Origin of the sequence: Tahibacter sp. (assembly GCF_035481375.1) — a bacterium.
Classification (GTDB): Bacteria; Pseudomonadota; Gammaproteobacteria; order Xanthomonadales; family Rhodanobacteraceae; genus Tahibacter.
Genome location: NZ_DATIGT010000275.1, coordinates 1 through 26,004 on the forward strand (window position 1 = coordinate 1; position 26,004 = coordinate 26,004).

Annotated in this window: 22 protein-coding genes; 10 read left to right on the forward strand and 12 right to left on the reverse strand. The window is 67.9% G+C overall.

The features are described from left to right. Positions 1–54 precede the first annotated feature (54 nt). On the forward strand, positions 55–1,059 hold the full coding sequence (locus VLF18_RS18155) for an HlyD family secretion protein (RefSeq protein WP_325281035.1): 1,005 nt from the start codon (positions 55–57) through the stop codon (positions 1,057–1,059). 99 nt (positions 1,060–1,158) lie between these two features. Here the strand turns inward: VLF18_RS18155 and VLF18_RS18160 are convergent, their stop codons facing one another. Further along, positions 1,159–2,355 carry a putative peptide maturation dehydrogenase gene (locus VLF18_RS18160; protein ID WP_325281036.1) on the reverse strand — a complete coding sequence of 399 codons (1,197 nt, stop codon included), beginning with the start codon at positions 2,353–2,355 and terminating at the stop codon, positions 1,159–1,161. Positions 2,356–2,558: 203 nt separating this feature from the next. Here VLF18_RS18160 and VLF18_RS18165 point away from each other — a divergent pair, with 203 nt between their 5' ends. Next, positions 2,559–2,813 (forward strand): NHLP-related RiPP peptide, encoded by a 255-nt coding sequence (locus VLF18_RS18165; protein ID WP_325281037.1) that lies wholly within the window; start codon positions 2,559–2,561, stop codon positions 2,811–2,813. Here the strand turns inward: VLF18_RS18165 and VLF18_RS18170 are convergent. The 4 genes from VLF18_RS18170 to VLF18_RS18185 form a co-directional block, all read right to left on the reverse strand. After that, positions 2,792–5,473 carry a putative peptide modification system cyclase gene (locus VLF18_RS18170; protein WP_325281038.1) on the reverse strand — a complete coding sequence of 894 codons (2,682 nt, stop codon included), beginning with the start codon at positions 5,471–5,473 and terminating at the stop codon, positions 2,792–2,794. The genes VLF18_RS18165 and VLF18_RS18170 overlap by 22 nt on opposite strands. Before the next feature lie 204 nt (positions 5,474–5,677). Next, complete coding sequence (locus tag VLF18_RS18175) at positions 5,678–6,709, reverse strand: GGDEF domain-containing protein (RefSeq protein ID WP_325281039.1); 1,032 nt, start codon at positions 6,707–6,709, stop codon at positions 5,678–5,680. A gap of 83 nt (positions 6,710–6,792) precedes the next feature. After that, positions 6,793–7,569: an ABC transporter permease gene (locus tag VLF18_RS18180; RefSeq protein ID WP_325281040.1), complete on the reverse strand. Its 777-nt coding sequence runs from the start codon at positions 7,567–7,569 to the stop codon at positions 6,793–6,795. Between the two features lie 53 nt (positions 7,570–7,622). Next, complete coding sequence (locus VLF18_RS18185; protein ID WP_325281041.1) at positions 7,623–8,558, reverse strand: ABC transporter ATP-binding protein; 936 nt, start codon at positions 8,556–8,558, stop codon at positions 7,623–7,625. 65 nt (positions 8,559–8,623) lie between these two features. On the opposite strand from VLF18_RS18185, the gene VLF18_RS18190 reads away from it, so the two are divergent. After that, positions 8,624–9,373, forward strand: coding sequence for an FAD-binding oxidoreductase (locus VLF18_RS18190; protein WP_325281042.1), 750 nt, complete (start codon positions 8,624–8,626; stop codon positions 9,371–9,373). 1 nt (position 9,374) lies between these two features. Here VLF18_RS18190 and VLF18_RS18195 read toward each other — a convergent pair whose 3' ends face one another. From VLF18_RS18195 to VLF18_RS18205, 3 genes are read right to left on the reverse strand one after another with little or no spacing between them, the layout of a single operon-like run. Next, complete coding sequence (locus VLF18_RS18195) at positions 9,375–9,911, reverse strand: cytochrome b (protein ID WP_325281043.1); 537 nt, start codon at positions 9,909–9,911, stop codon at positions 9,375–9,377. Next, a complete protein-coding gene (locus VLF18_RS18200) occupies positions 9,908–10,486 on the reverse strand; it encodes a DNA-3-methyladenine glycosylase I (protein ID WP_325281044.1) in 579 nt (192 codons plus the stop codon). The genes VLF18_RS18195 and VLF18_RS18200 overlap by 4 nt, the downstream gene beginning before the upstream one ends. Next, a complete protein-coding gene (locus tag VLF18_RS18205) occupies positions 10,483–10,911 on the reverse strand; it encodes a ketosteroid isomerase-related protein (protein ID WP_325281045.1) in 429 nt (142 codons plus the stop codon). Before VLF18_RS18205 ends, VLF18_RS18200 begins: the two co-directional genes overlap by 4 nt. Before the next feature lie 196 nt (positions 10,912–11,107). Here VLF18_RS18205 and VLF18_RS18210 point away from each other — a divergent pair, with 196 nt between their 5' ends. Beyond that, positions 11,108–11,980 carry a DMT family transporter gene (locus VLF18_RS18210; RefSeq protein WP_325281046.1) on the forward strand — a complete coding sequence of 291 codons (873 nt, stop codon included), beginning with the start codon at positions 11,108–11,110 and terminating at the stop codon, positions 11,978–11,980. 125 nt (positions 11,981–12,105) lie between these two features. On the opposite strand, the gene VLF18_RS18215 is transcribed toward VLF18_RS18210, so the two are convergent. Then, on the reverse strand, positions 12,106–13,098 hold the full coding sequence (locus tag VLF18_RS18215; RefSeq protein ID WP_325281047.1) for a pyridoxal-phosphate dependent enzyme: 993 nt from the start codon (positions 13,096–13,098) through the stop codon (positions 12,106–12,108). A gap of 72 nt (positions 13,099–13,170) precedes the next feature. On the opposite strand from VLF18_RS18215, the gene pepN reads away from it, so the two are divergent. Then, on the forward strand, positions 13,171–15,792 hold the full coding sequence (pepN, locus tag VLF18_RS18220) for an aminopeptidase N (protein WP_325281048.1): 2,622 nt from the start codon (positions 13,171–13,173) through the stop codon (positions 15,790–15,792). A 76-nt stretch (positions 15,793–15,868) separates the two neighbouring features. Continuing rightward, positions 15,869–16,723, forward strand: a complete 855-nt coding sequence (locus VLF18_RS18225; RefSeq protein WP_325281049.1) for a hypothetical protein — start codon at positions 15,869–15,871, stop codon at positions 16,721–16,723. Positions 16,724–16,802: 79 nt separating this feature from the next. Here the strand turns inward: VLF18_RS18225 and VLF18_RS18230 are convergent, their stop codons facing one another. Beyond that, the gene (locus tag VLF18_RS18230; protein ID WP_325281050.1) at positions 16,803–17,003 is read right to left on the reverse strand and encodes a hypothetical protein; all 201 of its coding nucleotides are present in this window, start codon (positions 17,001–17,003) and stop codon (positions 16,803–16,805) included. A gap of 589 nt (positions 17,004–17,592) precedes the next feature. On the opposite strand from VLF18_RS18230, the gene mnmG reads away from it, so the two are divergent. Then, on the forward strand, positions 17,593–19,467 hold the full coding sequence (gene mnmG / locus VLF18_RS18235) for a tRNA uridine-5-carboxymethylaminomethyl(34) synthesis enzyme MnmG (protein ID WP_325281051.1): 1,875 nt from the start codon (positions 17,593–17,595) through the stop codon (positions 19,465–19,467). A gap of 80 nt (positions 19,468–19,547) precedes the next feature. Here the strand turns inward: mnmG and VLF18_RS18240 are convergent, their stop codons facing one another. Beyond that, a complete protein-coding gene (locus tag VLF18_RS18240; RefSeq protein WP_325281052.1) occupies positions 19,548–20,162 on the reverse strand; it encodes an OmpW/AlkL family protein in 615 nt (204 codons plus the stop codon). A 210-nt stretch (positions 20,163–20,372) separates the two neighbouring features. Between VLF18_RS18240 and VLF18_RS18245 the strand changes: the two genes are divergently transcribed. Both VLF18_RS18245 and VLF18_RS18250 read left to right on the forward strand, forming a co-directional pair. Then, a complete protein-coding gene (locus tag VLF18_RS18245) occupies positions 20,373–22,700 on the forward strand; it encodes a Tex family protein (RefSeq protein WP_325281053.1) in 2,328 nt (775 codons plus the stop codon). Positions 22,701–22,758: 58 nt separating this feature from the next. Further along, the gene (locus tag VLF18_RS18250; protein WP_325281054.1) at positions 22,759–23,598 is read left to right on the forward strand and encodes a MoxR family ATPase; all 840 of its coding nucleotides are present in this window, start codon (positions 22,759–22,761) and stop codon (positions 23,596–23,598) included. A gap of 106 nt (positions 23,599–23,704) precedes the next feature. Here the strand turns inward: VLF18_RS18250 and VLF18_RS18255 are convergent, their stop codons facing one another. Then, entirely contained in the window at positions 23,705–24,544 is an 840-nt protein-coding gene (locus tag VLF18_RS18255) for a YbaY family lipoprotein (RefSeq protein ID WP_325281055.1), read from the reverse strand. Positions 24,545–24,776: 232 nt separating this feature from the next. On the opposite strand from VLF18_RS18255, the gene VLF18_RS18260 reads away from it, so the two are divergent. Then, entirely contained in the window at positions 24,777–25,955 is a 1,179-nt protein-coding gene (locus tag VLF18_RS18260) for a vWA domain-containing protein (protein WP_325281056.1), read from the forward strand. Positions 25,956–26,004 lie beyond the last annotated feature (49 nt).

Sequence of the window (26,004 nt, forward strand, 5' to 3'; positions counted from 1 at the left end):
GCACCTTGAAGACGGCCGCCTCGTCGACGATCGGCGGCCGGCCCGGAGTTCCGCATGAGCGTCCTGTCGCGTTGTCTCGGTGTCGTTCTGGTTCTTGCCGGCGTTGCGGGCTGCCGCGGCGAAGCGCCGGCCGCTGCCGCCGACGGCAGGTTGACCGTGATCGCCGCCGGCGGCCTCGTCGAACCCGCCGGCGAGGAGCGCGTGATCATTCCGCAAGTCTCCGGCCGGCTGTCGAAAGTGCTGATCGCCGAAGGCGACGCGGTGCGTGCCGGGCAACTGATCGCCGAGATCGAGAACAGCGAATACCGCGCGGCGCTGGCCGCGGCCGATGCGGAAGTGCAGCGGCGCGAGGCCGAACTCGCGCGTCTGCGCAACGGTGCGCGCGTGGAGGAGATCGCCGCGGCCGATGCGGCGCGGGCCGAGGCGGCCGCGCTCGAGCGCCAGGCACTGGCCGAGCGCGATCGCCGCGAGGATCTCGTGCGCAGCAAGTTGATCGCTGCCGAGACCGCGCAGCAGGCGCGCGCGCAGGCCGAAGCCGCGGTCGCCCGGCGTGCGCGCGCCGATGCCGATCTCGCGCTGCTGCGGGCCGGTGCGCGCGCCGAAGACGTCGCCGCGGCGACGGCCGCCGTGGCCGCCGCGCGCGCCGAGCGCGATCGCGCGCAGGCGCTCGTCGAGAAGTCGCAGATCTATGCACCGATCGACGGCCACGTGCTCAAGCGCGACCTCAGCGAAGGCGAGACCGTCGTCGCGCTGTCGCCGCTGCCGTTGGCCCGCATAGGCAATCTGACGAAGCGCTATGTGCGCGCCGACATCGATGAACTCGACATCGGCCGCATCCGCGAAGGACAGGTCGCGACCATCGTCAGCGACGCGTTTCCGCAGCAGCAGTTCGCCGGCAAGGTCGTGCGCGTGAGCCAGCGCATGGGGCGACGCAATTCGATCTCGGGCGATCCGGCCGAGAAGCAGGATGCGAAGATCCTCGAAGCGCTGATCGAACTCGACGGCACGCCGCCGCTGCCGATCGGTCTGCGCGTGGATGTTCGGATTGCGGCGGGCTGACAGATCGGTCGCCCTCTTCCCCGAGCAGGCTCGGGGAAGAGGGCTCGAGCTGCAGCACCGCGACTCAAATCCCGGATAACCGCTATCCCGATTTGCGCGTCACGCCATTCGGCTGCCGTCATCACGCCACACCAGCCCGCGCGGATCGAACTCGGGCGTCTCGCGCCGTGCCGCGCGGCGGCCGAAGCCGCTGACGGCGAGCGCGCTCTCGACGAGCGGGTCCAGGCCGAACGCCTGCTCGATCTCGACCTCGTTGATGGCTGCCGTGACGAATGCGCCGAGACCGAGATCGGTCGCCGACAGGTACAGCGTCTGCGACAGATGACCGACGTCGAGCGTGGTCACACGGTACGCTTTTGCGTGATTTCTATATTTCCAGAAATTGCGCGGAAACCGCACGGCGAAGACGACGAGTACCGGCGCCGCGGCGAAATAGGCCTGCGCGGCGACGCTGCGCAGCGCGAGATCGGCGGCGTCGGCCGGCGGCAGCGCGCGCAGCGGTTCGAGCGCATGCGCGAGCGGTTCGTAGTGATAGAGCCCGCAGGGCAGTGCGTCGACGCGCTGCGCGATCACATAGGCGCCGGTCGGATGCAGGCCGCCGCCCGACGGGCTGTTGCGCTTGATCACGGTCGTGTCGCCGCCGCCGGTGACGCGCAGCGCGCCCTGCGCGCCGAACACGCGATGCAGCATCGTCGCGAGTTCGTGCTGCGTCAGCACGGCGTCCGCGTCGAAGTTGCGGCAGGTCGTGCGACGCTGCAGCAGTGCGTCGAACGCCGTCGTCTGCGGTGAAGGAAGCGGCAGGCGCGATCCGGCTGCGGCGTGCGTCTGTACGGGTGGCGGCGGTTCGCCGAGTTTCGCGATGAGGTCCTGCAGCGTCAGATAGCCCGCGCGCTGGTTTTCGTCGCCGGAGCGCACGCCGTTCCAGCAGCCGAAATAATGCTGCGCGGCCGACAGCGTGTGCCAGTTCGCATCGCGCAGCCGGTCGTCGCGCGCGCGGTCCGCAGCGTGTTCGGGTGCGTCGCAGATCAGCAGGCCGCGCGCGACGAGGTCCTGCACGACGGCGGCGCCGTGGTGCGCGGCCAGCGCCGCATAGTCCGTCCAGGTCGTGGACGGTATGCCGGCGAGCAGTGCGGCTTCCTTCGCCGAAACGGCGGTCTCCTCGCGCCGGTGCGGCACGAGCGCGAGCAGCGTCAGCTCGGTGCGCAGTCCGTCGCCGCCGGCCGCGATCGAATCGAGATCGAATTGCACCGACTCGCGCGGCTCGAACATCAGGTGAGCGCAGCGACGCACGTGCATGAGGAATCTCCGGGCCAGTCAGGCGTCTGCGAGCGGGCGAACGCCGATCCGCAGCGACACTATACGAGCGGCACGCGCAGCGACAAGCGCAGGGAAATGCCCGGGAAAAGCGCATTTTCTGAAGGTTCTCGCCGATTGTTGGCCCGTCTCTTGCTGGCTACACTGCGCCGGCCACGGATCGTGGCTATCAGGGGGAAATCGCAATGGCTAGTCTCACGTCCGCGCAGGCGGATGCGCTGCTCGACAAATTGAGTTCCGACGACGACTTTCGCGCGCTGCTGCTCAGCGATCCGGAAAGCGCGCTGAAACAGATCGGTGCGCCGGTCGAACTGGCCGATTGCTTCCGCAAGTGCAAGAAACTCGCGGACCCGTCGACGCTGAAGGCATCGCGCTCGGCGATTCAGCAGCAGCTCGGCACGACGCTGAGCGCGAACATTCACGACCTCAGGGCGGGCTGAGGTCTCTCTCCGCTTTTCAGCACGGCTTCCACGCGCCGCTGCAGCGGCGCGGGAAGTTCCGCTTCGGGCCACAGGCGCAGGAAAGTCGTGAGTTTCTGCACGGCCACGTCGTTTCGTCCCTGGCGCTGGGCGAGTTCGGCCTCGCCGAGCACGGCGAGGTTCGACTCGGCCACATTCAGCGATTTCAGCATCTCGTTGCCGTTGTATTCGGCGTACGCGCGGCCGCGGTGGCGGGCGAGCCACTGCGTTTCGGCGATGGCCGGCTCGAACGCGGCGAGCGCCGCGTGCGCGTCGCGCAGGCCGACATGGACCAGATACAGCTCCGAGCCGTCGACCCGCGCGGTCAGCAGCGCGACGGCCTGCGCCTTGTCGGCGCCGGCGAGTGCGAGCTGCGCCTGCGCGAGCGCGGCCATGTCGGCGACGTAGCGATAGTTGCCGATGTCGGCGTCATCGCCGACTTCCGCGAGCAGCGTACGCGCGAGCGCGTCGTCGCCGCTGCGTGCCGCGAGATAGGCCGCGAAGAACGTGGCGAACAGCGCGTGCTCGCGATCGGGATTCTGCGCGTCGCGCGCGGCGGCGATCTCGCCGCGCGCGAATGCGCCGAGCTGGCGCGAAAACTCCGCGCCCGGCATCGCGACGCCCTGCAGCGAGAGTTTGGTGCCGCGATAGATCCGCGCGAGCAGCGGGCCGACCGGCTTCGCCGCGGCTTCGGCGTCGTCGGCGCGCTTGAGCGCCTCGCGCCATTTGCCCTGGTCGATCGCGAGCGCGATGCGTTCGCGATGCAGCTGCACGTCGTTGGTCGCGATGCCCGTGGGCTTGAGCTCGGCCAGTTCCCTGTCGGCGTCGGCGTAGCGCCGCGCGACCGCGGCCGCGTCGACGTAGCGCACGCCGCCGAGGCCGGCGGCGTTCATTTCCCGCGCGCGGTCCAGGTGCACCTGCGCCTTGGCCGGATCGTCGTTCGCCAGATGCAGCGTACCGAGCAGGTAGTGCGTATTGCCGCTGCGCGGATAGTGCGGCGCGACCGCCTTCTCGGCGATGCGGATCGCCTCGGCGTAGCGGCCGTCGTAGATGTAGATGAAATGTGCGAGGTTCGCGAACGCGGCGTAGTGGTCCGGATACATCTCGCCGAGCAGCGCCCACTTTTTCCGCATGTCGGCCGGCTTGTCGAAGGTCGCCGCGAGCGCGTCCATGTAGAGCTGGTCGCGCACCGGCAGACGCTCGCGCAACGCTTCGGCGCGTTCGATGTCGATCCTCGCGCGCGGCTTGTCGTCGGCGCCGATGCGCAGCGCCGCGCGCGCGAGATAGGCCAGCGCGAACTCCGGATCCAGGCGCAGCGCCTGCTCGTAGAGATCGAGTGCGCTGTCGGCCTTGCCTTCCGTGACGGCCTTGCGCGCGAGCGAATAGGCGCGCAGCGCGTCGAGGTTGCCGGTAGTGACTTTCGCGAGCGGCTGGTTCGTCGCGCCGAGCTGCGCGAGCGATTCGCCGAGGCGGCCGCGCAACTGCTTGTTGATGCGGTCGACCGAGGTCAGCACCGACTCGATGCCTTCGCCTTCGGCCGAGTCGCTGTAGACCGTGGACTGGCTCTGCGGATCGATGATTTCCGCGGTCACGCGCAGCTTGCCGCCGACTTCGGCCACGCTCGGCAGCACGAGCGCGCGCGCCCCTTCGCGCAATGCGACTTCGGCGCCGACGGCCCGGTCGATGCGCGTGCCAGCCGGATCGCGGCGCATGCGGCGTACCGTATCGCGCACCTGCAGGTCTGAAACGACGTTGACGTAGCGCGACTGCTCGACGCTCAGACGCAGCGCCGTGCGCAGCGTGTCGTCGAGTCCGGGCTGGCCGGTCAGGTTCTGCAGGTCGCCGAGCACGACCCAGTCGCGTTCGGCGAACGCGATCGCGGCCGGCGGGCGCAGCACGAGCCAGACGCCGAGCACGATCACGGCGGCGGCGATGCCGGCCTCGATGAACATGGTGCCCGGGCGGCGCCACCAGGGCACTTCGCGCCAGGCCTTGCCCGAGTATGGCGGCTGGCGCAGCGGCGCGATGCCGACCTCGCCGACTTCGTAGACGACCAGCGGCTCGGGCACGCCCTTGAAGCGGTAGCGGCCGTGATTGATCCACCTCGTGCGGTCGGCGTTCGCGCCGAGTTCGAGATGCGCGCGCTGCGCGAGGCTGGCGGCCACGCCCGAGACCAGCACCTGTCCCGGCAGCGCGAGCGATGCGAGCCGCGCCGTGACCGGCTTGACCAGGCCCTCGACTTCGAGCGGCTTGGCACCATGGATCACGTCGCCGGGTTCGTTCTGCCAGACCAGCACGTCGCCGACGTGCACGCCGACGCGCGCCTGCAGGGTCAGGTTTTCTTCCTTTCCGAGACGCATCAGCTCGCGCTGGTAGGCCAGCGAAAACGCGATCGCGTGGATCGGACGCTCGAACAGCACGAGGAAGCCGTCGGTCTTGTCGATCTCCTGGCCTTCGTGGCGCAGCATCAGATCGCGCGTCATGCGGTCGTGCCGGCGCAGTACCTGCGCGGCGCGCTGGTCGCCGAGCCGTTCGACGAGCCCGGTGGAGTCGACCAGATCGCAGAGCGCCAGCGTGCGCAGCAGCGGTGCGCCCTGACGCACGGGCAAAGGCGTTTCCGCGGACGACACCAAGGCATTCATGCCCGACTCCAGACGAACAACGAGCGGCCGGTATTCCCCTAATGCGTTATCGGCGCTGACCGTTGACGGCGCGCACAACAACAATTGGGCCTAGCGCAAAAGTGTACGCCGACGCCTCACGAATGAGCACGTCGGAGTCCTGCGCGGGCCGGTCGTTGATGTTGCGCTGCAGCAAATCGTTCCGTCGGGCGACGGCGTGCCGCGTCAGGCGATGACGCGGTAGTTGTCGCCGCCCTCGCCCTTCACGAGATAGAGCGCGCAGTCGGAATCGCTGTACCAGGCCGACCAGTCGGATGTTTCGTGGCAGAGGCTGCCGCCGACGCTCGCGGTGACGATCAGGCCTTCGGCCGGGGCGTGGAAGCGCAGCGCGCGCACGCCGCCGGCGATCTGCGAGGCGCGGTCGCGCAGTTCCTCGGCATCGCGGATCTGCACGAGCAGCGCGAATTCGTCGCCGCCGAGCCGGCACGGCAGGTCGTTTGCGCCCGCGGCCTGCTGGACTTCGCGCGCGACCGCGCGCAGCGCGATATCGCCGGTCAGGTGCCCGTAGTGGTCGTTGATCTGCTTGAAATGGTCGATGTCGACGAGCAGCAGGCCGAGCCGCAGCGAGGCGTCGCGACGCGTGCGCAGTTCGTCGAGGAAGTGATAGAGGCCGCGGCGGTTGCACAGGCCGGTCAGCTCGTCGGTGCGCACGAGGCGCTCGGCGGTCGAGAGCTGGGTTTGGGTCTGGCGCAGCGAATCGAGCGTGACGAGCAGGTCTTCATTGCGGCGCTTGAGATTCTGGATGAGCTGCTGTTCGCTCGCGACGAGGTAGGAAAACGAGCGGCGCATGAACTGCGCGAGCAGCGGCGCCTGGGTCTGCAGCAGCGTTTCGAACGCCGCGTGCTCGATGACGCGCAGCACCGTGGTTTCCGCGGCGACCGCATTGGCGACGCGCGCGTGATTGCCGATGAACAGCGCGAGTTCGCCAAAGAACTCGCGGGCGCCGATCAGCTTGTCGGGCATGCCGTCGCCGAATTCGAGCTGGATCGTGCCCGACTCGATCACGAACATCGCGCGGCCGAGTTCGCCCTTGCGGAAGATCATCTCGCGCGGCACGACTTCGCGGCGCTGGCCTGCGTCGATGAACAGGGCGAGTTCTTCGTCGGACAACTGGCGCGGAAGGAACGAGGGACGGCTGCGCGCGAATGCACTGCCGGCCCCGCCGGATTCCGCGAGCGATGCGCCTGGACTGACCATGACCACGAAATCCCCCCCGGGATCGCTGAACCCTCGACCCGGCATCTTACATCAGGCGCCTGCGCCGGCCAGGCGAGGCGCGCTCAGGCGCGCAGGCCGACCCCGCGCCTGAGCAGATACAGGCCGAATCCGGCCAGTATCGCCGCGGCGCCCAGCATTACGGCATAGGCCGCGACGAGATTCACGTCGCTGACGCCGAGCAGGCCGTAGCGGAACGCGTTGACCATGTAGACGATGGGATTGGCCAGCGAGATCGTGTGCCAGGGCTCGCCGAGGCTGCTGACCGGATAGAACACGCCGCCGAGGTAGGTCAGCGGGGTGAGGATGAAGGTCGGCACGATCGAGATGTCGTCGAATTTCTTCGCGTAGACGGCGTTGACGAAGCCGGCCAGCGCGAATACGACGGCGGTCAGCAGGAACGTCGTCAGCGTGACGAACACGTGGTGCAGGCGGATGTGCGTGAAGAACATCGCGACGCCGAGCACGATCGCGCCGACCAGCAGCCCGCGCACGACCGCGCCGAGCACGTAGCCCGTGAGGATCACCCAGCTCGGCATCGGCGAAACCAGCATCTCCTCGACGTAGCGGCCGAACTTCGAACCGAAGAACGAGCTCGCGATGTTGCCGTAGGCGTTCTGGATCACGCTCATCATGATGAGCCCGGGCACGATGTAGTCGATGTAGCGGATCCCGGGCTGCAGCTCGCCGATGCGCGCGCCGATCATGTTGCCGAAGATGAAGAAGTACAGCGTCATCGTGATCGCCGGCGGCAGCAGTGTCTGGCCCCAGATGCGCACGATGCGTGCGATCTCGCGACGGACGATGGTGCCGAGGGCGACGAGGTTGGCGTGGGTTTGCATGCGCAGGATTCGACGGCGGAAGGCGGAAAGGACGGGCGGAAAGCCCGCAGCGTTCAGGCGGCCTTGCCCTGATTGTTCTCGACGAGCCGCACGAACAGCTCTTCGAGGCGGTTGGCCTTGTTGCGCATCGAGGTCACCGTGACGCCGCGTGCGGTCAGTGCGGCGAACAGCGAATTCAGATCGTGCGTGCGCGACATCTCGGCTTCGAGCGTGTGCGCGTCGACCGGCGTCAGGCGCACGCCGTCGACGTCCGGCAGCGTCTCGGGCATCGCGGCGACGTCGAGCACGAAGGTTTCGACATCGAGCTTCGCGAGCAGGCGCTTCATCGAGGTGTTCTCGATGATCGTGCCCTTGTCGATGATCGCGATGTTGCGGCAGAGCTGCTCGGCTTCCTCGAGGTAATGCGTCGTCAGGATCACCGTCGTGCCCGCGCGGTTCATCTCGGTGACGAACTTCCACATCGAGCGGCGGATTTCGATGTCGACGCCGGCGGTGGGCTCGTCGAGGATCAGCAGGCGCGGCTCGTTCATCATCGCGCGCGCGATCATGAGACGCCGCTTCATGCCGCCCGACAGCGTGCGCGAGGCGACTTCTTTTTTTTCCCAGAGCGTGAGCTGCTGCAGGTATTTTTCGGCGCGCTCGCAGGCGACGCGGCGCGGAATGCCGTAGAAGCCGGCCTGGTTCACACAGATGTCGAACGGCGTCTCGAACTGGTTGAAATTGATTTCCTGCGGCACGAGACCGATCAGTTGCATCGCGCCGCCGCGGTCGGCATGGATCGACCGGCCGAAGACCTCCGCCTCGCCGCCGCTGGCGTTGACGAGCGATGACAGGATCCCGATCAGCGTGGACTTGCCGGCGCCGTTGGGCCCGAGCAGCGCGAAGAAATCGCCGGGCTCGACCTGAAGCGAGACGCCCTTGAGCGCCTGCACGCCGTTCGCATAAGTCTTGGTGAGGTTGCGTACGTCGAGCGCCGCGGAAGAGCTCATGGGCTGCAGGGTCCGGAAGGGGCGGGTAGTATACGGCCCCCTTCGACGCCTATTGGTTCCGTTCCGTGGCCGAACAGTTTCCGCTGCGCCTGGTTTCCGGCTACATGCTCGCGCCGAGCGTGCGCCATCTCGTGTTCGAGCGCGTCGACGGCCAGCCGTTCGCCTTCGTGCCGGGCCAGTTCATCCAGATCCATTTCCAGTATGCCGACGGCAAGCCGACCAAGCGCAGCTATTCGGTCGCGACCGTCGGCGCCGGCGACGCGGCGCCGGTGATGCAGATCGAGATCGCCGTGTCGTATGTCGAAGGCGGCGCCGCGACCGCGCTGCTCGGCAATCTGCAGCCCGGCGAGACGGTCAACGCGAGCGGGCCTTACGGCCGCTTCTGCCTGTTCGACGCGGACGCGAACCGGCGCTACCTGCTGGTCGGCACGGGCACCGGCATCACGCCGTACCGCGCGATGCTGCCGCAGCTGCGGCGCGTGATCGCCGCGCGCCAGTGCGAAGTCGCGCTGATCTTCGGTGCGCGCAACGAACAGGAACTGCTCTACGACGACGATTTCAGCGCGTTCGAGCGCGAGGTGCCGGGCTTCCGCTACTACGCCTGCCTGTCGCGCGAGCCACGCGCGCTGCCGCGCACGCAGGACCGCAAGGGACACGTGCAGGGACTGCTGCAGGAACTCGTACCCTCGCCCGAAGGCGATATCGCCTATCTCTGCGGCAATCCGAACATGGTCGACGAAGCGTTCGCGCTGCTGAAGGACGCCGGCCTGCCCGTGCCGCACATCCGGCGCGAGAAATACGTCTCTTCGAAATAGGTCAGCCGAGCATGCGGCGCAGCGTGTTGTCTCGGAACCAGTAGTGGTGCGCGATGGCGGCGGCGGCATGCAGGCCGATCACCGCGTAGAAGATCTTGCCGAGCAGCACGTGGATCTCCTCGGTCCACTCGTGCAGGTCGTGATCGTTCGGGATCAGGTCCGGCAGCGTGATGCCGGTCAGCGGAATGACGACGGCGCGCTCGCCGCTCTGCGCGGTGACGAGCCCGAGCAGCGGCTGCACGATCAGGAATACGTAGAGCGCGACATGCGTGACCTTCGCCGCGATCGCCACCAGACGGCCCGGCGGCGGCACGATCGCCGGAACTGGCTGCATCAGGCGCGCGCCGATGCGCGGCAGCACGAGCAACACGATCGCGAGGCCGAGTGCCATGTGCCACTGCATTACCGCGATGCGCGCCGGGCGGTCGGGCGCGAAGCCGCGCAGTTCGGCGGTCGCGTAGACCGCGATCATCAGCAGCAGCGTCGTCCAGTGCAGCACGCGCACGAGGCGCGAGTAAGTTGTTGCGGGATCGCTCATTTCGCGCCTTTCGTACGACAGATGCAGTCGACGAGGTGGTCGTTGACCATGCCGGTCGCCTGCAGGAACGCGTAGCAGATCGTCGTGCCGACGAAGGTGAACCCCTGTTTGCGCAGCGCCTTGCTGAGCCGGTCAGACAGCGGCGTGCTCGCCGGCACGTCGCCGCGACCGCGCGGCGCGTTGTCGACGGGCTTGCCGTCGACGAAAGCCCACAGATACGCATCGAGGCTGCCGTGTTCGCGCTGCACGGCCTGTGCGGCCAGCGCGTTGCGGCGCACTGCATAGACCTTGAGCCGGTTGCGCACGATGCCGGGATCGGTCAGCGCACGCTCGAGCTGCTTGTCGGTAAGTTTCGCGCAGCGGTCGATGTCGAAATCGTGGAAGACGCGGCGATAGTTGTCGCGCTTTTCGAGAATCGTGCGCCAGGATAGTCCGGCCTGCGCGCCTTCGAGGCAGAGGAATTCGAACAGTGCCCGGTCGCCGTGCAGCGGCCGGCCCCATTCGTTGTCGTGGTAGTCCCGTTCGCTGTCGCTGGATTCGGCCCAGAAGCAGCGCTTGACCGCGCTCGAACTCATCTGCGCACCTGACGCAGCCAGTCGTCGAGGTTGTAGTAGTTCGTCACGCGACAGATCTGGCCGTCGGAAATCTCGAAGAACGCGCCGCCCGGCAGCACGTAGCGCTGGCCGGACGCGGGCGGGAGTCCTTCGTCGGTGACGAGGTATTCGCCGTGCACCACGTACTCGGCGGCGGCGCGCGACCCGTCGGCGTTCGCCATGACGACGATGTCGCGCAGCTGCTCGCGATAGCTGCGCTGCATGCGCGCGAGGAATTCGCGGAACGCGTCGCGACCGGTCTCGCGCCCGCCCTGGTTGACGTCGTGGTGCACGTCGTCGCCGAGGCAGGCGAGCATGCCCTCCCAGTCGCCGCGGTTGAACGCCATGTAGTAACGCAGCAGCAGTTCGGTCGCGCGATCCATGGCGCGCACGCCGTCGATGATCATGCAGGGCTCCGGCCGGCACGTTCGCCGGGAAATTTCGCGGGACCCAAGCATAGCCGCGGCGTCGGTGCGATGCAGCTTCGACGCGGGGCGCGATGCGGCGAAACCTCGATGCGGCTAGACGAAGGTCGTGTCGCGTGCACGCGGGCGTCCTGCAGCCCTGCCGTATCATCACGGGTTTCGCCGCGACACCGATCCCATGACCGATTCCGCTTCACGCCGCGGCGCACTGCTCGCACTGGCCGTGCTGACCCTGGTCTGGAGCTACAACTGGGTCGTCATGAAGCAGGTGCTGCAGTATTCCGGGCCGTTCGAGTTTGCGGCGGTTCGCGGCGTGCTCGCGACGCTCGTGCTGTTCGCCGTGCTCGCGCTGCGCGGAGAGACGCTGCGCCCGCCGCCGCTCAAGCCCGTGATCCTGCTCGGCCTCGCACAGACGACGGCATTCCAGTCACTGGTGCAATGGGCGCTCGTCGACGGCGGGGCCGGCAAGACCGCGATGCTCGCGTACACGATGCCGTTCTGGTTGCTGCTGCTCGCGTGGCCGCTGCTGCGCGAGCGTCCCGACCGGCGACGCCTCGCGTTCGCCGCGCTGGCCGGCGTCGGGTTGATCGGCGTGCTGCAGCCGTGGCACGGGCTCGGCGCGAATTCGAGCGCGCTGCTCGCGCTGGCCAGCGGTCTGTCCTGGGCGCTCGCCGTCGCGATCTCGAAGAAAGCGTTCGCGGGCGGCGGCGTCACGCCGCTGCGGCTGACCGCGTGGCAGATGCTGTTCGGCGCGATCGGCCTGTGCGTGATAGCGCTGCTCGTGCCCGAGCGCGGCATCGCCTGGGAAACGCCGTTTCTCTGGGGCCTCGCCTACAACGCCGTGCTCGCGTCGGGACTGGCCTGGGTGCTCTGGGCGCTGATCGTGCAGCGCCTGCCGGCCACCGTCGCCGGCATCGTGAGTCTCGCCGTGCCGATCTGCGGCGTGCTGCTGGCCTGGGCGCTGCTCGGCGAACGGCCGGATGCCTGGGAAGCCGCGGGCATTGCATTGATCGCGGCTGCGCTCGTCGGGATAAGCCGAAGGGCGCAATAGCCGAAGGGCATTGCGCCGGATCTGCTCAGCCGAACAACTTTTCGCCGGATCGTTTTTGCGCTTTGCACTTCGCCGTCTTCGGTCGGCGCAATGCGCTTCGCTTATTGCGCCCTACGTGCTTGCTGTCAGCTTTGGCTCCACGGCAATGCATCGAGATCGACGTTGCCGCCCGAAAGCACTACGCCGACGCGTTTGCCGGCGAAGTGCGCGGGATGCCGCAGGATCGCCGCGAGCACGGTGGCGCTCGAGGGCTCGACGACTTGCTTGAGCCGTTCCCAGAGGATGCGCATCGCCGCGGCGATCTCGGCTTCGCTGACCGGCAGGATCGCGTCGACGTTCGCGCGCATCAGCGCGAAGTTGATCTCGCCGATCGTGCCGCGCAGGCCGTCGGCGATCGTGTCGGGCGTGATGTCGGTGAAGCGCTCGCCGCGGCGGAACGATTCGAACGCGTCGGGCGCGCCTTCGGGTTCGGCCGCGTACACGGTAATTCCCTCGGCGATGCCGCGCGCGGCGATCGCGCAGCCGCCGGTCAGGCCGCCGCCGCCGACCGGCGTGATCAGCACGTCGACGCCGCCGCTCTGCTGCAACAGTTCCAGCGCGGCCGTGCCCTGTCCGGCGATCACGTTCGGATCGGTGAACGGATGGACGAGCGTCGCGCCGGTCTGCCGCTGCAGTCTCGCCGCGGTCTCCTCGCGCGCCGCAATCGTCGGCGCGCAGTGATGCAACTGCGCGCCGTAGCGCTCAATCGCCGCGAGCTTGGCGCGTACCGCACCTTCGGGCACGACGACGTGGCAGGCGATGCCGCGCGTGGAGGCGGCAAGCGCGAGCGCGGCGCCGTGGTTGCCGGACGAATGCGTGACGACGCCGCGCCGGGCCACATCGTCGGGCAGCGCCCAGACCGCGTTGCAGGCGCCGCGGAATTTGAACGCGCCCATGCGCTGCAGCTGCTCGCATTTGAAATGCAGCTGCGCGCCGGTCAATGCGTCGAGACTGCGCGAGCGCAGCACCGGGGTGACGTGGGCATGCGGCGCGATGCGCGCGGCGGCGTCGCGGATGTGGGCCAGCGTGACGTCGGCAACCGTGACGTCGGCGGGGGTGACGCGGGAGGCGGTATCCATGGCGCGGCGACGATACAGGCGGCGACGGCGGCGTGCTAGCCTGCGCGTCCAGCCTTGCCGCACGCCCCCTCCATGTCCGATTCCGGCACCGTCCGCCTGGCCGACTACGTTGTGCCTGCCTGGCATGTCGACGCGGTCGCGCTCGAATTCGATCTCGACGTTTCTGCGACCCGCGTACTGTCGCGCCTGACCCTGCGGCGCGAGACGCCGGGTGCCGCGCTGCGCCTGGACGGCGTCGGCCTGCGGCTCGTCGCGATCCGGCTCGACGGCCGCGCGCTCGAGGCGTACGAATACGTCGTCGACGACGAATCGCTGAGCATCGCCGACCTGCCGGACGCAGTCGTGCTCGAAACCGAAGTCGCGCTCGACCCCGCCGCCAACAGCGCGCTGTCGGGCCTGTATCTCTCGGGCAGCGTCGAACACGGATTCCTGCTGACCCAGTGCGAGGCCGAAGGCTTCCGCCGGATCACGTATTACCCCGACCGGCCCGACGTGCTCGCGCCGTTCCATGTCGTGCTGCGCGCCGACCGCACGCGGTTTCCGGTACTGCTCGCCAACGGCAATCCGGCCGGCAGCGGCGAACTTGCCGACGGCCGGCACTTCTCGGCCTGGGACGACCCGCATCCGAAGCCGAGCTATCTGTTCGCGCTCGTCGCCGGCCGGCTCGAGAAAATCGAACAGGACTACGTGACCGCCGAGGGCCGCCGCGTCGTGCTGCGCATCTTCGCCGAGCCCGACGCGATCGACCGCTGCGCCCATGCAATGGATTCGCTCGTGCGCGCGATGCGCTGGGACGAGCGCGTCTACGGCCGCAACTACGATCTGGACGTGTTCCACATCGTCGCCACGCACGATTTCAACATGGGCGCGATGGAGAACAAGGGGCTCAACATCTTCAACGCGAAGTACCTGCTCGCCGATCCGCAGCGCTCGAGCGACGACGACTACGCGCATGTCGAGGCCATCGTCGCGCACGAATATTTCCACAACTGGACCGGCAACCGCGTGACCTGCCGCGACTGGTTCCAGCTGTCGCTGAAGGAAGGGCTTACGGTCTATCGCGAGCAGCAGTTCAGCGCCGACATGAACTCCGCGACGCTCAAGCGCATCGAGGACGTGCAGATCCTGCGGCGCGCGCAGTTCGCCGAAGACGCCGGCCCGCTCGCGCATCCGGTGCGGCCGTCGGAATACAGCGCGATCGACAATTTCTACACCGCGACGGTCTACGACAAGGGCGCCGAGCTCGTGCGCATGATCGCAGGCCGGCTCGGCCGCGCCGCCTGGCGCAAGGGCATGGACGAGTATTTCCGTCGTCACGACGGCGCGGCGGCAACCATCGAGCAGTTCTTCGCCGCGCTCGGCGACGCCAACGGCCTCGACCTGACGCCGTATCTGGCTTGGTACGCGCAGGCCGGCACGCCGCAGCTCCATGCCGAAGGCAGTTACGACGCGGCGGCGCGGCGCTATTCGCTGCGACTGCGCCAGCACACCGCAGCGACGCCGCGGCAGCCGCGCAAGCGTGCGCTGCCGATACCGGTGCGCGTCGCACTGCTCGGCGCCGACGGCCGCGACCTGCCATTGCGCCACGCGCCCGGCGAGCCGGCGCAGAACGAGCGCGTGCTGGAGCTTGCGGGCGACGAGCAGACCTTCGTGTTTTCCGACATCGGCGCGCCGCGCGCGGCGTCGCTGCTGCGCGGCTTCTCTGCGCCGGTGCGCCTGCAGAGCGATCACGATGCAGACGACCTCGCGTTCCTGCTGCGCCATGAAAGCGACGGCTTCAATCGCTGGGAGGCCTCGCAGCAGCTCGCACGCAACGCGCTGCTGCGCGTGCTCGGCGGCGATGCGCAGGCGCCGGAGCTGCGCATCTGGTGCGACACCGTCGCCGAGCTGTTCGCCGCCGACATCGATCCGGCATTGCTCGCCGAACTCTCGACGCCGCCCGACTACAACGAACTCGCGCCGCAATGCGAACCGCTCGATCCCGCTGCGCTGCACGCGGCACGCGAAGCCGTGGAACTCGCGCTCGCGCGGCGGCTCGCCGACACGCTGAGCGCGCGGCACACGATGCTGCTGCGCAGCGAAGCCGGCGCGCTCGACGGTGCTGCGCGCGGCCGCCGCCGTCTGCTGAATCGCTGCCTGCGCCTGTGGCTGCGCATCGACAACGAACTGGCGCCGGAAGTCGCGGCGACGCGCTACGTATTGGCGCCGACGATGACCGAACGATTGGCCGCGCTCGCCGGGCTGCTGGCACAGGATGCGCCGCAGGCGCAGAAGGCGCTGCAGGATTTCGCGCGCCGCTACGACGCCGACGCGGTGACGCTCGACAAATGGTTCGCGCTGCAGGCAACGGTGCTGCGGCCTGAAACGGTCGAGCGCGTCGCGGCGCTGCTGCATCACCCGCGCTTCAGCCTGCGCAATCCCAATCGCGTCGCCGCACTGCTGAATGGCTTCGCGGCGCGCAATCCGATCGCATTTCACCGCAGCGACGGCGCGGGCTACCGCCTCGTGGAGCAGGCGCTGCGCGACATCGACGCACTCAATCCGACGACCGCGGCGCGGCTCGCGACGACGCTCAAGGACTGGCGCCGCCTCGAACCGCAGCGCCGGCACCTGCTGCAGGCGAGTCTGCAGCGGCTCGCCTCCGGCGAAACCTCGCACGACCTCGCCGACATACTTCGCCGCAGTCTTGACTGACGTATGCGCTGACGTCAGACGGCGTTAACGGCCGCGGCGTTACACTGTGGCCGTCTCACGGCCCGAGGTGTGCGTCATGCGTCGAATCCTCTGCTCATTGCTGGCCGCCGCCACACTCGCCGGATGCGCGAGCACCGGCTACTACCATCAGGACGGCGCCGCCGATTACTACTACGAGCACGACCGCAGCTATTCCGGCTACTACGCGGGATATTCCACCGGTCCCGGCTACTACGGTTTCTATGACCCCTACTGGGGACCGGGCTTCCGCTACGGCCTGACGAGCTGGCCCTACCTCGGTTACGGCTTCGGCTACGGTTCGTACTACTCGGGCTGGCCGTATTTCGGCTATTCGCCCTGGTATGACAGCTGGTGGGGCGTCGGCTACAACGACTGGTCCTGGCATCGCCATCAGCAGACGCTGGCGCGCGAACGCGACCGCCGCGTCGATCGCGAGGCCGCGGCAATTGCCGGACTCAACAGCCGCCGCGGTACCGGCGACGGCGCATTCGTCGGTTCGACGCGGGGCGCGCGTGTCGCGCCGGGTGTCGAATCTTCACGCGGGTTTGACACCGGACGACAGCTTCGGACCGAAAGTGTCGATCCTTACTACGGCGTGCCCCGCGTACGCCGCGGCGAAGGCGTGCAGCGCGATCCGGCTCAGCTCGGTGAGCGCGGCCGGCTGCAGAGCTCGCCGGGGCTGCCGTCGCGCGAAGGGCGGCCGATCCGCACCGGGCCGGCCTTCAACGAAAGCCGCATGGGCGCGGGAGCGCCGGCACCGCGTGCGCCGACGCGCGAGTCCGCGCCGACTCCGCGGGCGTTCGCACCGCCACCGGCCATGGACCGCTCGCCGAGCTTCACGCCGCGCGGCGACGCCGGCGGCGGCTCGTCGCGCAGTGGCGGCGGCCGCGTCCGGACAGACACGCAATGAGCACGCCATAAAAAAAGGCCCCGCAAGGGGCCTGTATAAGTCCGCGCGGGTCGGCGCGGAGGAGAGAGGCAGTACGGCGTCAGGCAGTGAGGCGACCGAGCGCTTCATTCAGGCGCGCGATGCGCGAGGCCAGCGGCGCGACCAGAGGATCGGCCTCGTTGGCGGCCTTCTGGCGGCGGATGTTCGCGATCGCAAGTTCGAGCTTGCCGACCTCGATCAACAAATCCACGCGCATGAACAACGGATTGACCTGAATCATCGGATCGATAGCAGCGTTCATGGCGTGTGTCCCTGGGGCTGTGCGGTTGCGTGATCTGTGATGCAGTTCGCGTGCCAGTCGCCGGAAACTGAGGTTGCGATCACGGTTGACGCTTTTTTTCCGCCTGTGACGGCTTGGGTCGCTTCCTGACGTCGCTGAACGTGTCGAGTTCGCCAACGTATAGTTCGACAAGTTTCACGGTTTGCTAATGCGCCACCCGGATACTCTGCGCCCGGCCAAAAATAAAAACGCCGCAGCTGCTTGCGCAATCTGCGGCGTTTACCGGTTACTGGCGCCCGGCACACGGTCCTCTTGGATTCCCCCTGTTCCTAAGACCGCCGGGCGCCAGCCTCTAACCCCTGAGTCAGCGCGGTACCGCAGCGATCCTTGGTGCGTCCTCCCACCGACGCAGAGCCGGCCCCTGAATTCCGACTATCGACGTGCTCGCAAACGCCGTGCGTCGGTGGGAGTGCGAAACAGGTAATGCATTCGGCGTGCCAACTGCGACACAGATGCGCCTCGCGTTTTCGTTCCTTCCGGCCGAGTCCGCCTGCGGCGGCACGACGCTGCCGGTAGAATCCGCGCCGTTTCCTTCCTTCAGCGCATCGCCATGGATTTTTTCCGAACCTTCGACGTCATCGTGATCGGTGGCGGTCATGCCGGCACCGAGGCGGCGCTCGCCGCGGCGCGCTGCGGCGCACAGACGCTGCTGCTGAGCCACAACATCGAAACCATCGGTCAGATGAGCTGCAACCCCGCGATCGGCGGTATCGGCAAGGGACATCTGGTCAAGGAAGTCGATGCGCTCGGCGGCGCCATGGCGCGGGCGGCCGATCAGGCCGGCATCCAGTGGCGCGTGCTCAATGCCTCCAAGGGCGCGGCCGTGCGCGCGACGCGCTGTCAGGCCGATCGCGCGCTCTACAAGGCCGCGATCCGCCGCATCGTCGAAAACCAGCCGAACCTGACCCTGTTCCAGCAGGCCGTCGACGATCTGATCCTCGACGGCGACCGCGTCGCCGGCGCGATCACGCAGATGGGCCTGCGCTTCCATGCCGCGACCGTCGTGCTGACCGCCGGTACCTTCCTCGCCGGCAAGATCCATATCGGTTTCGCGAACTACGCCGGCGGGCGCGCCGGCGATCCACCAGCCGCGACGCTCGCCTCGAGGCTGCGCGAACTCACGCTCGGCACCGACCGGCTCAAGACCGGCACGCCGCCGCGCATCGACGGCCGCAGCATCGACTATCGCGAACTGCAGGCGCAGCCGGGCGACGACCCGATGCCGGTCATGTCGTTTCTCGGCGATGTCGCCGAGCACCCGCGCCAGCTGCCGTGCTGGATCACGCACACGAGCGAGCGTACGCACGACATCATCCGATCGGCGCTCGACCGCTCGCCGCTGTACACCGGCAAGATCGAAGGCGTCGGCCCGCGCTATTGCCCGTCGATCGAAGACAAGGTCGTCCGCTTCGCCGACAAGAACTCGCACCAGATCTTCATCGAACCCGAAGGCCTCGACACGATCGAGATCTATCCGAACGGCATTTCCACGTCGCTGCCGTTCGACGTCCAGCTCGACCTCGTGCGCTCGATCAAGGGCTTCGAGAACGCGCACATCACGCGCCCGGGCTATGCGATCGAATACGACTATTTCGATCCGCGCGGACTCAAGGCGTCGCTCGAGACCAAGGCCATCGCCGGCCTGTATTTCGCCGGCCAGATCAACGGCACGACCGGTTACGAGGAAGCCGCCGCGCAGGGGCTGCTCGCCGGCCTCAACGCCGCGCGCGCCGCACAGGGACGCGAGCCGTGGACGCCGCGGCGCGACGAAGCCTATCTCGGCGTCCTCGTCGACGACCTGATCACCAACGGCACGAGCGAGCCGTATCGCATGTTCACCTCGCGCGCCGAATACCGTCTCCAGTTGCGCGAAGACAACGCCGATCTGCGCCTGACCGAGCAGGGCTACGCGCTCGGCTGCATCGATCAGGCGCGCTACGACGCATTCCGCGCCAAGCGCGACGCCGTCGCCGCGGAAACCGCGCGCCTGAGCGCGATCTGGGCTGCACCGGGCAATGCGCTCGGCCGCGCGCTCGAAGACGAACTCGGCATCAGCCTGACGCGCGAAGCGAGTGCGCTCGATCTGATGCGCCGTCCCGAACTCGACTACGCGAAGCTCGCGCGCGTCGCCGGCATCGGCCCCGGTGTCAGCGATGCGCGCATCGCCGAACAGGTCGAGATCGGCGTCAAGTACGAGGGTTACCTCAATCGCCAGCGCGACGAGATCGAACGCCGGCGTCGAAACGAAGACACGGCGATTCCGCCGGGCTTCGACTATGCGGCGGTCTCCGGCCTTTCGGCCGAAGTCGCGCAGAAGCTGTCGCGCGCGCTGCCGCAGACGGTCGGCCAGGCCGGCCGCATCGCCGGCGTGACGCCTGCGGCGATCTCGCTGCTGCTCGTGCATCTCAAACGCCGCGCAGCCTGAATCCGGCGCGACGGTCACGGCATCGCGTGCCGGGCGCGAAGCGTGCGCCCGGCCGTGCTCCAACTCAGACGCGCTCTAACTCAGAAGCGATAGCCGATCGCGAGGCCGTAGGCCAGCGGATCGATGTTGACCGTTCCGACCTTTGCGCCATTCACGCGCGCGTCGGTATCGATATCCATCCAGCGCACGTCGGCCGACAGCAGCCAGCGGTCGTTCAGCGCGAAATCGACGCCGGCGTGCGCCGCGGCACCCCAGGACTTGTCGAGCGTCAGCTGCGTACCGGCGAGCGGACCGGTTTCGTCGATGTCGAAGAACGCGGTGTAGTTCAGGCCGATGCCGACGAACGGCGAGACGCGCCCGCCCGGATGGAAGTGATACTGCAGCGAGACCGTCGGCGGCAGATGCGACACTTCGGCGGCCTTCGCGCCATTGAGCCGGACGTCATGCTGGAACGGCGTGGCCGCGAGCACTTCCACGCCCCAGTTCGGCGTGAAGAAATATTCGAGCTGGAACGTCGGCCGCCAGTCGCCGGATACATCGGCCGCGAGCGTGCCGCCGGCGAGCGCGCCGTTGTCCGAGCGCGGATTGACCTGATGCAGGCCGACCTTGAACGTCCAGTCTTCGGCCTGCGCGTGAGCGACGGGCGCCAGTGCGGCGACGAGCAGTGCGCAGAGCGCGGAAATGCGGGAGGTCATGCAATCACCTTGACGAGGAGGACTGCGCGCATCGTCTCAGCGCGGCCGGAGACCCACCTTGATCCGGATCAAACCGCGCGCTGTGTCACTGCTTGCGCGCCGATCCTGTGGTCGTTCCTGCGGGCGATGGCGAAGCCGCGCCGCGCGCCGATAAACTAGCCGGCCCCGGCGCCGCGCCAGCGTCGCCGCCGAACGAGAAGACCAGGTTTCATGCTTACGATCGAACAGAAAATCGCCGAGGAAATCGTCGCCAAGCCGGCCCAGGTGCGCGCGGCCATCGAACTGCTGGACGGCGGCGCGACCGTGCCGTTCATCGCGCGCTACCGCAAGGAAGTCACCGGCGGACTCGACGACACGCAGCTGCGCAACCTCGAAGAACGCCTGCGCTATCTGCGCGAACTCGAAGAGCGCCGCGCGGCGATCCTCGCGAGCGTTGCCGAGCAGGGCAAGCTCGGCGACGAGCTGAAAAAGGAAATTCTGGAAGCCGATACCAAGGCGCGCCTCGAAGACCTGTATCTGCCCTATAAACCCAAGCGCCGCACCAAGGCGCAGATCGCACGCGAAGCCGGCCTGCAGCCGCTCGCCGACGGCCTGCGCGAGGATCCGACGCGCAAGCCCGAGGAATTCGCGCTGCCGTTCATCGATGCCGGCAAGGGCGTGGCCGACCTCAAGGCGGCACTCGACGGCGCGCGCGCGATCCTGCTCGAAGAATTCTCCGAAGACGCCGCGCTCGTCGGCGAGCTGCGCGGCTGGCTCACCGAACGCGGCCAGGTGCGCGCGAAGGTCGTCGCCGGCAAGGAGAACGAAGGCGCGAAATTCCGCGACTATTTCGATCACGTCGAACCGGTCAAGTCGATTCCGTCGCATCGCATGCTCGCGCTGTTCCGCGCGCGCAACGAGGGCATCATCGATCTCGAACTCGAACCGACGACCGAGCCCGAACAGGGCCACGCCGAAGCCGAAGGCCGCGTCGCCGCGCATTTCGGCATCGCGCAGCGCAATCGTCCGGCCGACACGTGGCTGCTCGAGACCTGCCGCCAGACCTGGCGCATCAAGCTGCATCTGCATCTCGCGCTCGACCTGTTCGGCAAGACGCGCGAGGGCGCCGAAGACGAAGCAATCCGCGTGTTCGGCGAAAACCTCAAGGACCTCATGCTCGCGGCCCCGGCCGGCCCGAAGGTGGTCATGGGGCTCGACCCCGGCATCCGCACCGGCTGCAAGGTCGCGATCGTCGACGGCACCGGCAAGCTGCTCGCGACCGGCGTCATTTATCCGCACGAACCGAAGAACCAGTGGGACCAGTCGATCGCGCAGCTCGGCGCCTGGAGCCGCCAGCACGGCGTGAACCTGATCGCGATCGGCAACGGCACGGCGTCGCGCGAAACCGACAAGCTCGTCGGCGAACTCATGAAGAAGGCGCCGGAGCTCAAGCTCGCGAAGGTCGTCGTCAGCGAGGCCGGCGCCTCGGTCTATTCCGCATCGGAAACCGCCGCGCGCGAATTCCCCGAGCTCGACGTGAGCCTGCGCGGCGCCGTGTCGATCGCGCGCCGCCTGCAGGATCCGCTCGCCGAACTCGTGAAGATCGAGCCGAAGGCCATCGGCGTCGGCCAATACCAGCACGACGTCAATCAGGTGAAGCTCGCGCGCGCGCTCGACGCGAAGGTCGAAGACTGCGTGAACGCCGTCGGCGTCGACGTGAACACGGCGTCCGCGCCGCTGCTCGCGCGCGTCGCCGGCCTGTCGGCGTCGGTGGCCGAGAACGTCGTGAAGTTCCGCGATGCGAACGGCGCATTCCGCACGCGCGAACAGCTGAAGAAAGTGCCGCGGCTCGGCGACAAGGCCTACGAGCAATGCGCCGGCTTCCTGCGCATTCCGTCCGGCGACAATCCGCTCGATGCGTCGGCCGTGCATCCCGAGGCCTATCCCGTCGTCGAGCGCATCATCAAGGCCTGCGGCCGCGAAGTGAAAAGCATCATCGGCGACGCATCGTTCCTGAAGTCGCTGCGCGCCGAGCAGTTCACCGACGACAAATTCGGCCTGCCGACCGTGCGCGACATCCTCAAGGAACTCGAGAAGCCGGGCCGCGACCCGCGTCCGGAATTCGTGACCGCCGCATTCGCCGAAGGCGTCGAGGATCTCAAGGACCTCAAGCCCGGCATGGTGCTCGAGGGGCGCGTGTCCAACGTCGCGGCCTTCGGCGCGTTCGTCGACATCGGCGTGCATCAGGACGGACTCGTTCACGTGTCCGCGCTGTCGACGAAGTTCGTCAAGGATCCGCGCGAAGTCGTGAAGGCCGGCGACGTCGTGAAGGTCAAGGTGCTGGAGGTCGACATCCCGCGCAAGCGCATCGCGCTGACGATGCGCCTCGACGATCCGATTGGCGAGGCGGCCGGCGCAGGCGCCGGCGGCGCCAAGCGCGACGACCGCGGCCCGCGTCGCGACGCCGGTCCGCGCAGCTTCGGCCCGAAGCCCGGTGCGGCGCCCGCGCCGGCCAGCAACGCGTTCGCCGACGCTTTCGCCAAGGCGCGGCGCAACTGATACCGTGCCCCGGCCGCCGCGCGGCGGTCGAGGCATCCATTCCGGCAGGGGTTCGCGCATGCGTTTCGAAGGCACCGACCGTTACGTCGCCACCGACGAGCTCAAGCTCGCGGTGAATGCGGCGATCACCTTGCAGCGTCCGCTGCTGATCAAGGGCGAGCCCGGCACCGGCAAGACGCTGCTGGCGGAAGAAGTCGCGCGCGCGCTCGACGCTCCGTTGATCGAATGGCACATCAAGTCGACGACGAAGGCGCAGCACGGCCTCTATGAATACGATGCAGTCGCGCGCCTGCGCGACTCGCAGCTCGGCGAGGCGCGCGCGACCGACATCGCGAACTACATCGTGCCCGGCAAGCTCTGGCAGGCGTTCGCGAGTGACGCGCGCGCGGTCATGCTGATCGACGAAATCGACAAGGCCGACATCGAGTTTCCGAACGACCTGCTCCGCGAACTCGATCGCATGGACTTCCACGTCTACGAGACCGGCGCGACGGTGCGCGCGAAACACCGGCCGATCGTGATGATCACGTCGAACAACGAAAAGGAGCTGCCGGACGCGTTCCTGCGCCGTTGCTTCTTCCACTACATCCGCTTTCCCGATGCCGACACGCTGTCGGCGATCGTCGACGTGCATTTCCCGGGACTCAAGCGCGACCTCGTGCACGAGGCGCTGACCGCGTTCCTCGCGCTGCGCGAAACGCCGGGACTCAAAAAGAAGCCGACGACGTCGGAACTGCTCGACTGGCTCAAGCTGCTGCTGGCCGAAGACCTCGCCGTCGAAACCCTGCGCGAACGCAACGCGAAAAAAGCGATCCCGCCGCTCTACGGCGCCTTGCTCAAGAACGAAGCCGACGTGCAGCTGTTCGAGCGCATCGCGTTCATGGCGCGGCGCGGGTGAGCAATAAAAAACCCTCCCTTTCGGGGAGGGTTTGCGTGGGGATGGGCGTCCCTCGGCTCACGCCATGTCGGCTCGTGCCGATCCGAAACCGGCACGAGCGCGCAAATCATTTCGGCGTGCGCTTGGAAATCACGTCGTACTTCGCGACCGCGCGATCGTAGAGCGCCTTCGCGTCGGCGTCGGCGAGCACGCCGACCGTGCCGCCTTCCTTCTTGGTCTTCACGACGAGCAGCGCGTTGGCATCCCAGCCGGCGCGCGTGACGGCGTTCGGCCGTTCGGCCATGGCCGGAACGCGCTCCACGACGACGGCCATCGGCTTGCCTTCGCGATAGGCGTAATAGGTATTCGTGCGGCCCTTGTCGCCGAAGTCGACGATCTCGCGGATGTAGCGCAGGCCGCTCTTGTCGAAAAAGCCGTCCCACGCCGTCGTGCTGGCCTCGTCCTCGCTCGAGCCCTGCGAGCGCTTCATGCCGCCGATCGCGCGCTCGAGGCTCGCGTACTCCGCGTCGAGCTTTTCCGATGCGGTCGGTTCGGGCGTCATGACGACGTCGGCCTTGGACGACGAGCCCCTCGTCAGCACCGGATACTGGCGCGGCGCGACGTAGCGGCGTTCGCCGTCGATCAGTTCGACGTTGAGCACGTACAGCGCATTCTGGTCGATCTTGCCGGGCTCGAACGGCAGCTGGAACTGCGCCGGCAACTGGCCTGGCTGCGTCGTGCTCTGTGCCACGGTGACTTCGGGCTTCATGCTGACGTTCGTCAGCGCGAGCTTGAGCTGTGCCGACGGACCGATCGGGGCCGGGACCTTCAGCGACACGGTGCCGGTCACCGACGTCGGCATCGGCGCCTGGGCCGACGTCCTGGGCTGATTGCCGGCGTCGTTCGACGGGCCGCACGCGGCCAGGACGAGACTGGCGAACAGCAGGGGAAGAGCAAGCTTCTGCACGGGAAATCTCCGCAACGTAGTATCGTCGCCGGCGCCGATGCGGCGGCATGAAGGTCGCGCAGACTAGCGATTTTGGCCGCCGCTGTCGCGATTCCGAAGGTCGAATAATGCCACCAACCGTGTTGCATGAGCGTTTAGCCGGAGCAGGACGCCCGTCGGGCGGCGGGGCGCCGCCGGACGCCGGCCGGCCCGAACCGGTCCGTACCACAAGCCGGCCGGAGGTCTGCCGGGCATGCTGATCCGCTTTTTCCTCTGGCTGCGCAGCCAGGGTCTGAAACCGGGCATCAACGAACTGCTGGCGCTGCTCGACGCGCTGCGCGCCGGTTTTTCGCGCCTGTCGCTCGACGAATTCCATCTGCTGGCGCGGATTTGCCTGATCAAGGACGAAACCCAGTTCGACCGCTACGACCGCGCGTTCGGTGCGTTCTTCAATGGCGTCGACGCCGCCGCGCAGCAGCTCTACGGCGCGATACCCGAGGAATGGCTGCGCCGCGAACTCGACCGTGCGTTCACGCCGGAAGAGAAGGCGGCGATCGAAGCGCTGGGCGGTTTGCAGAAATTGCTCGATGAGCTGCAGAAGCGCCTGGCCGAACAGCAGGAACGGCATCAGGGCGGTTCGCGCTGGATCGGCACCGGCGGTACTTCGCCGTTCGGCCATTCCGGCTACAACCCCGAAGGCGTGCGCATCGGCGGCAAGTCGAGCCAGCGCCGTGCCGTGAAAGTCTGGGAGCAACGCCAGTTCCGCAATCTCGACGACACGCGCGAACTCGGCACGCGCGACATCAAGCTCGCACTGCGCGCGCTGCGCCGCCTCGCGCGCACGGGTGCCGAGCAGGAACTCGACCTCGACGGCACGATCCGCGCGACCGCGCGCAATGCCGGCTGGCTCGACCTGAAAATGCGTCCCGAGCGTCACAACGCGGTCAAGGTCCTGCTGCTGCTCGACATCGGCGGTTCGATGGACGACCACGTGCGCGTCTGCGAGGAGCTGTTCTCGGCGGCGCGCAGCGAGTTCAAGCACCTGCAGCATTTCTATTTCCACAATTTCGTCTACGAGCGTCTCTGGCGCGACAACTCGCGGCGCTGGGACGTGCATCAGCGCACGCTCGATCTCATGCACACCTATGCGGCCGACTACAAGCTCGTCATCGTCGGCGACGCGAGCATGAGCCCGTACGAGATCACCGAACCCGGCGGCAGCATCGAACACCACAATCCCGAGGCCGGCGCGGTCTGGCTGAGCCGCCTGACCGAACTCTATCGCCGCGCGGTCTGGCTAAATCCGGTCGAGTCGTCGCGCTGGGAATGGACGCCGTCGATCGGCATCACGCGCGAACTCATGCAGGGACGCATGTATCCGCTGACGCTGGCGGGGTTGAACGATGCCGTGGATTCGTTGCGCGGCCGGTAGTTGCTCGCGCCGGTGCGCCCGCGGGAATCGGGAACGGGGAACGGAGGAT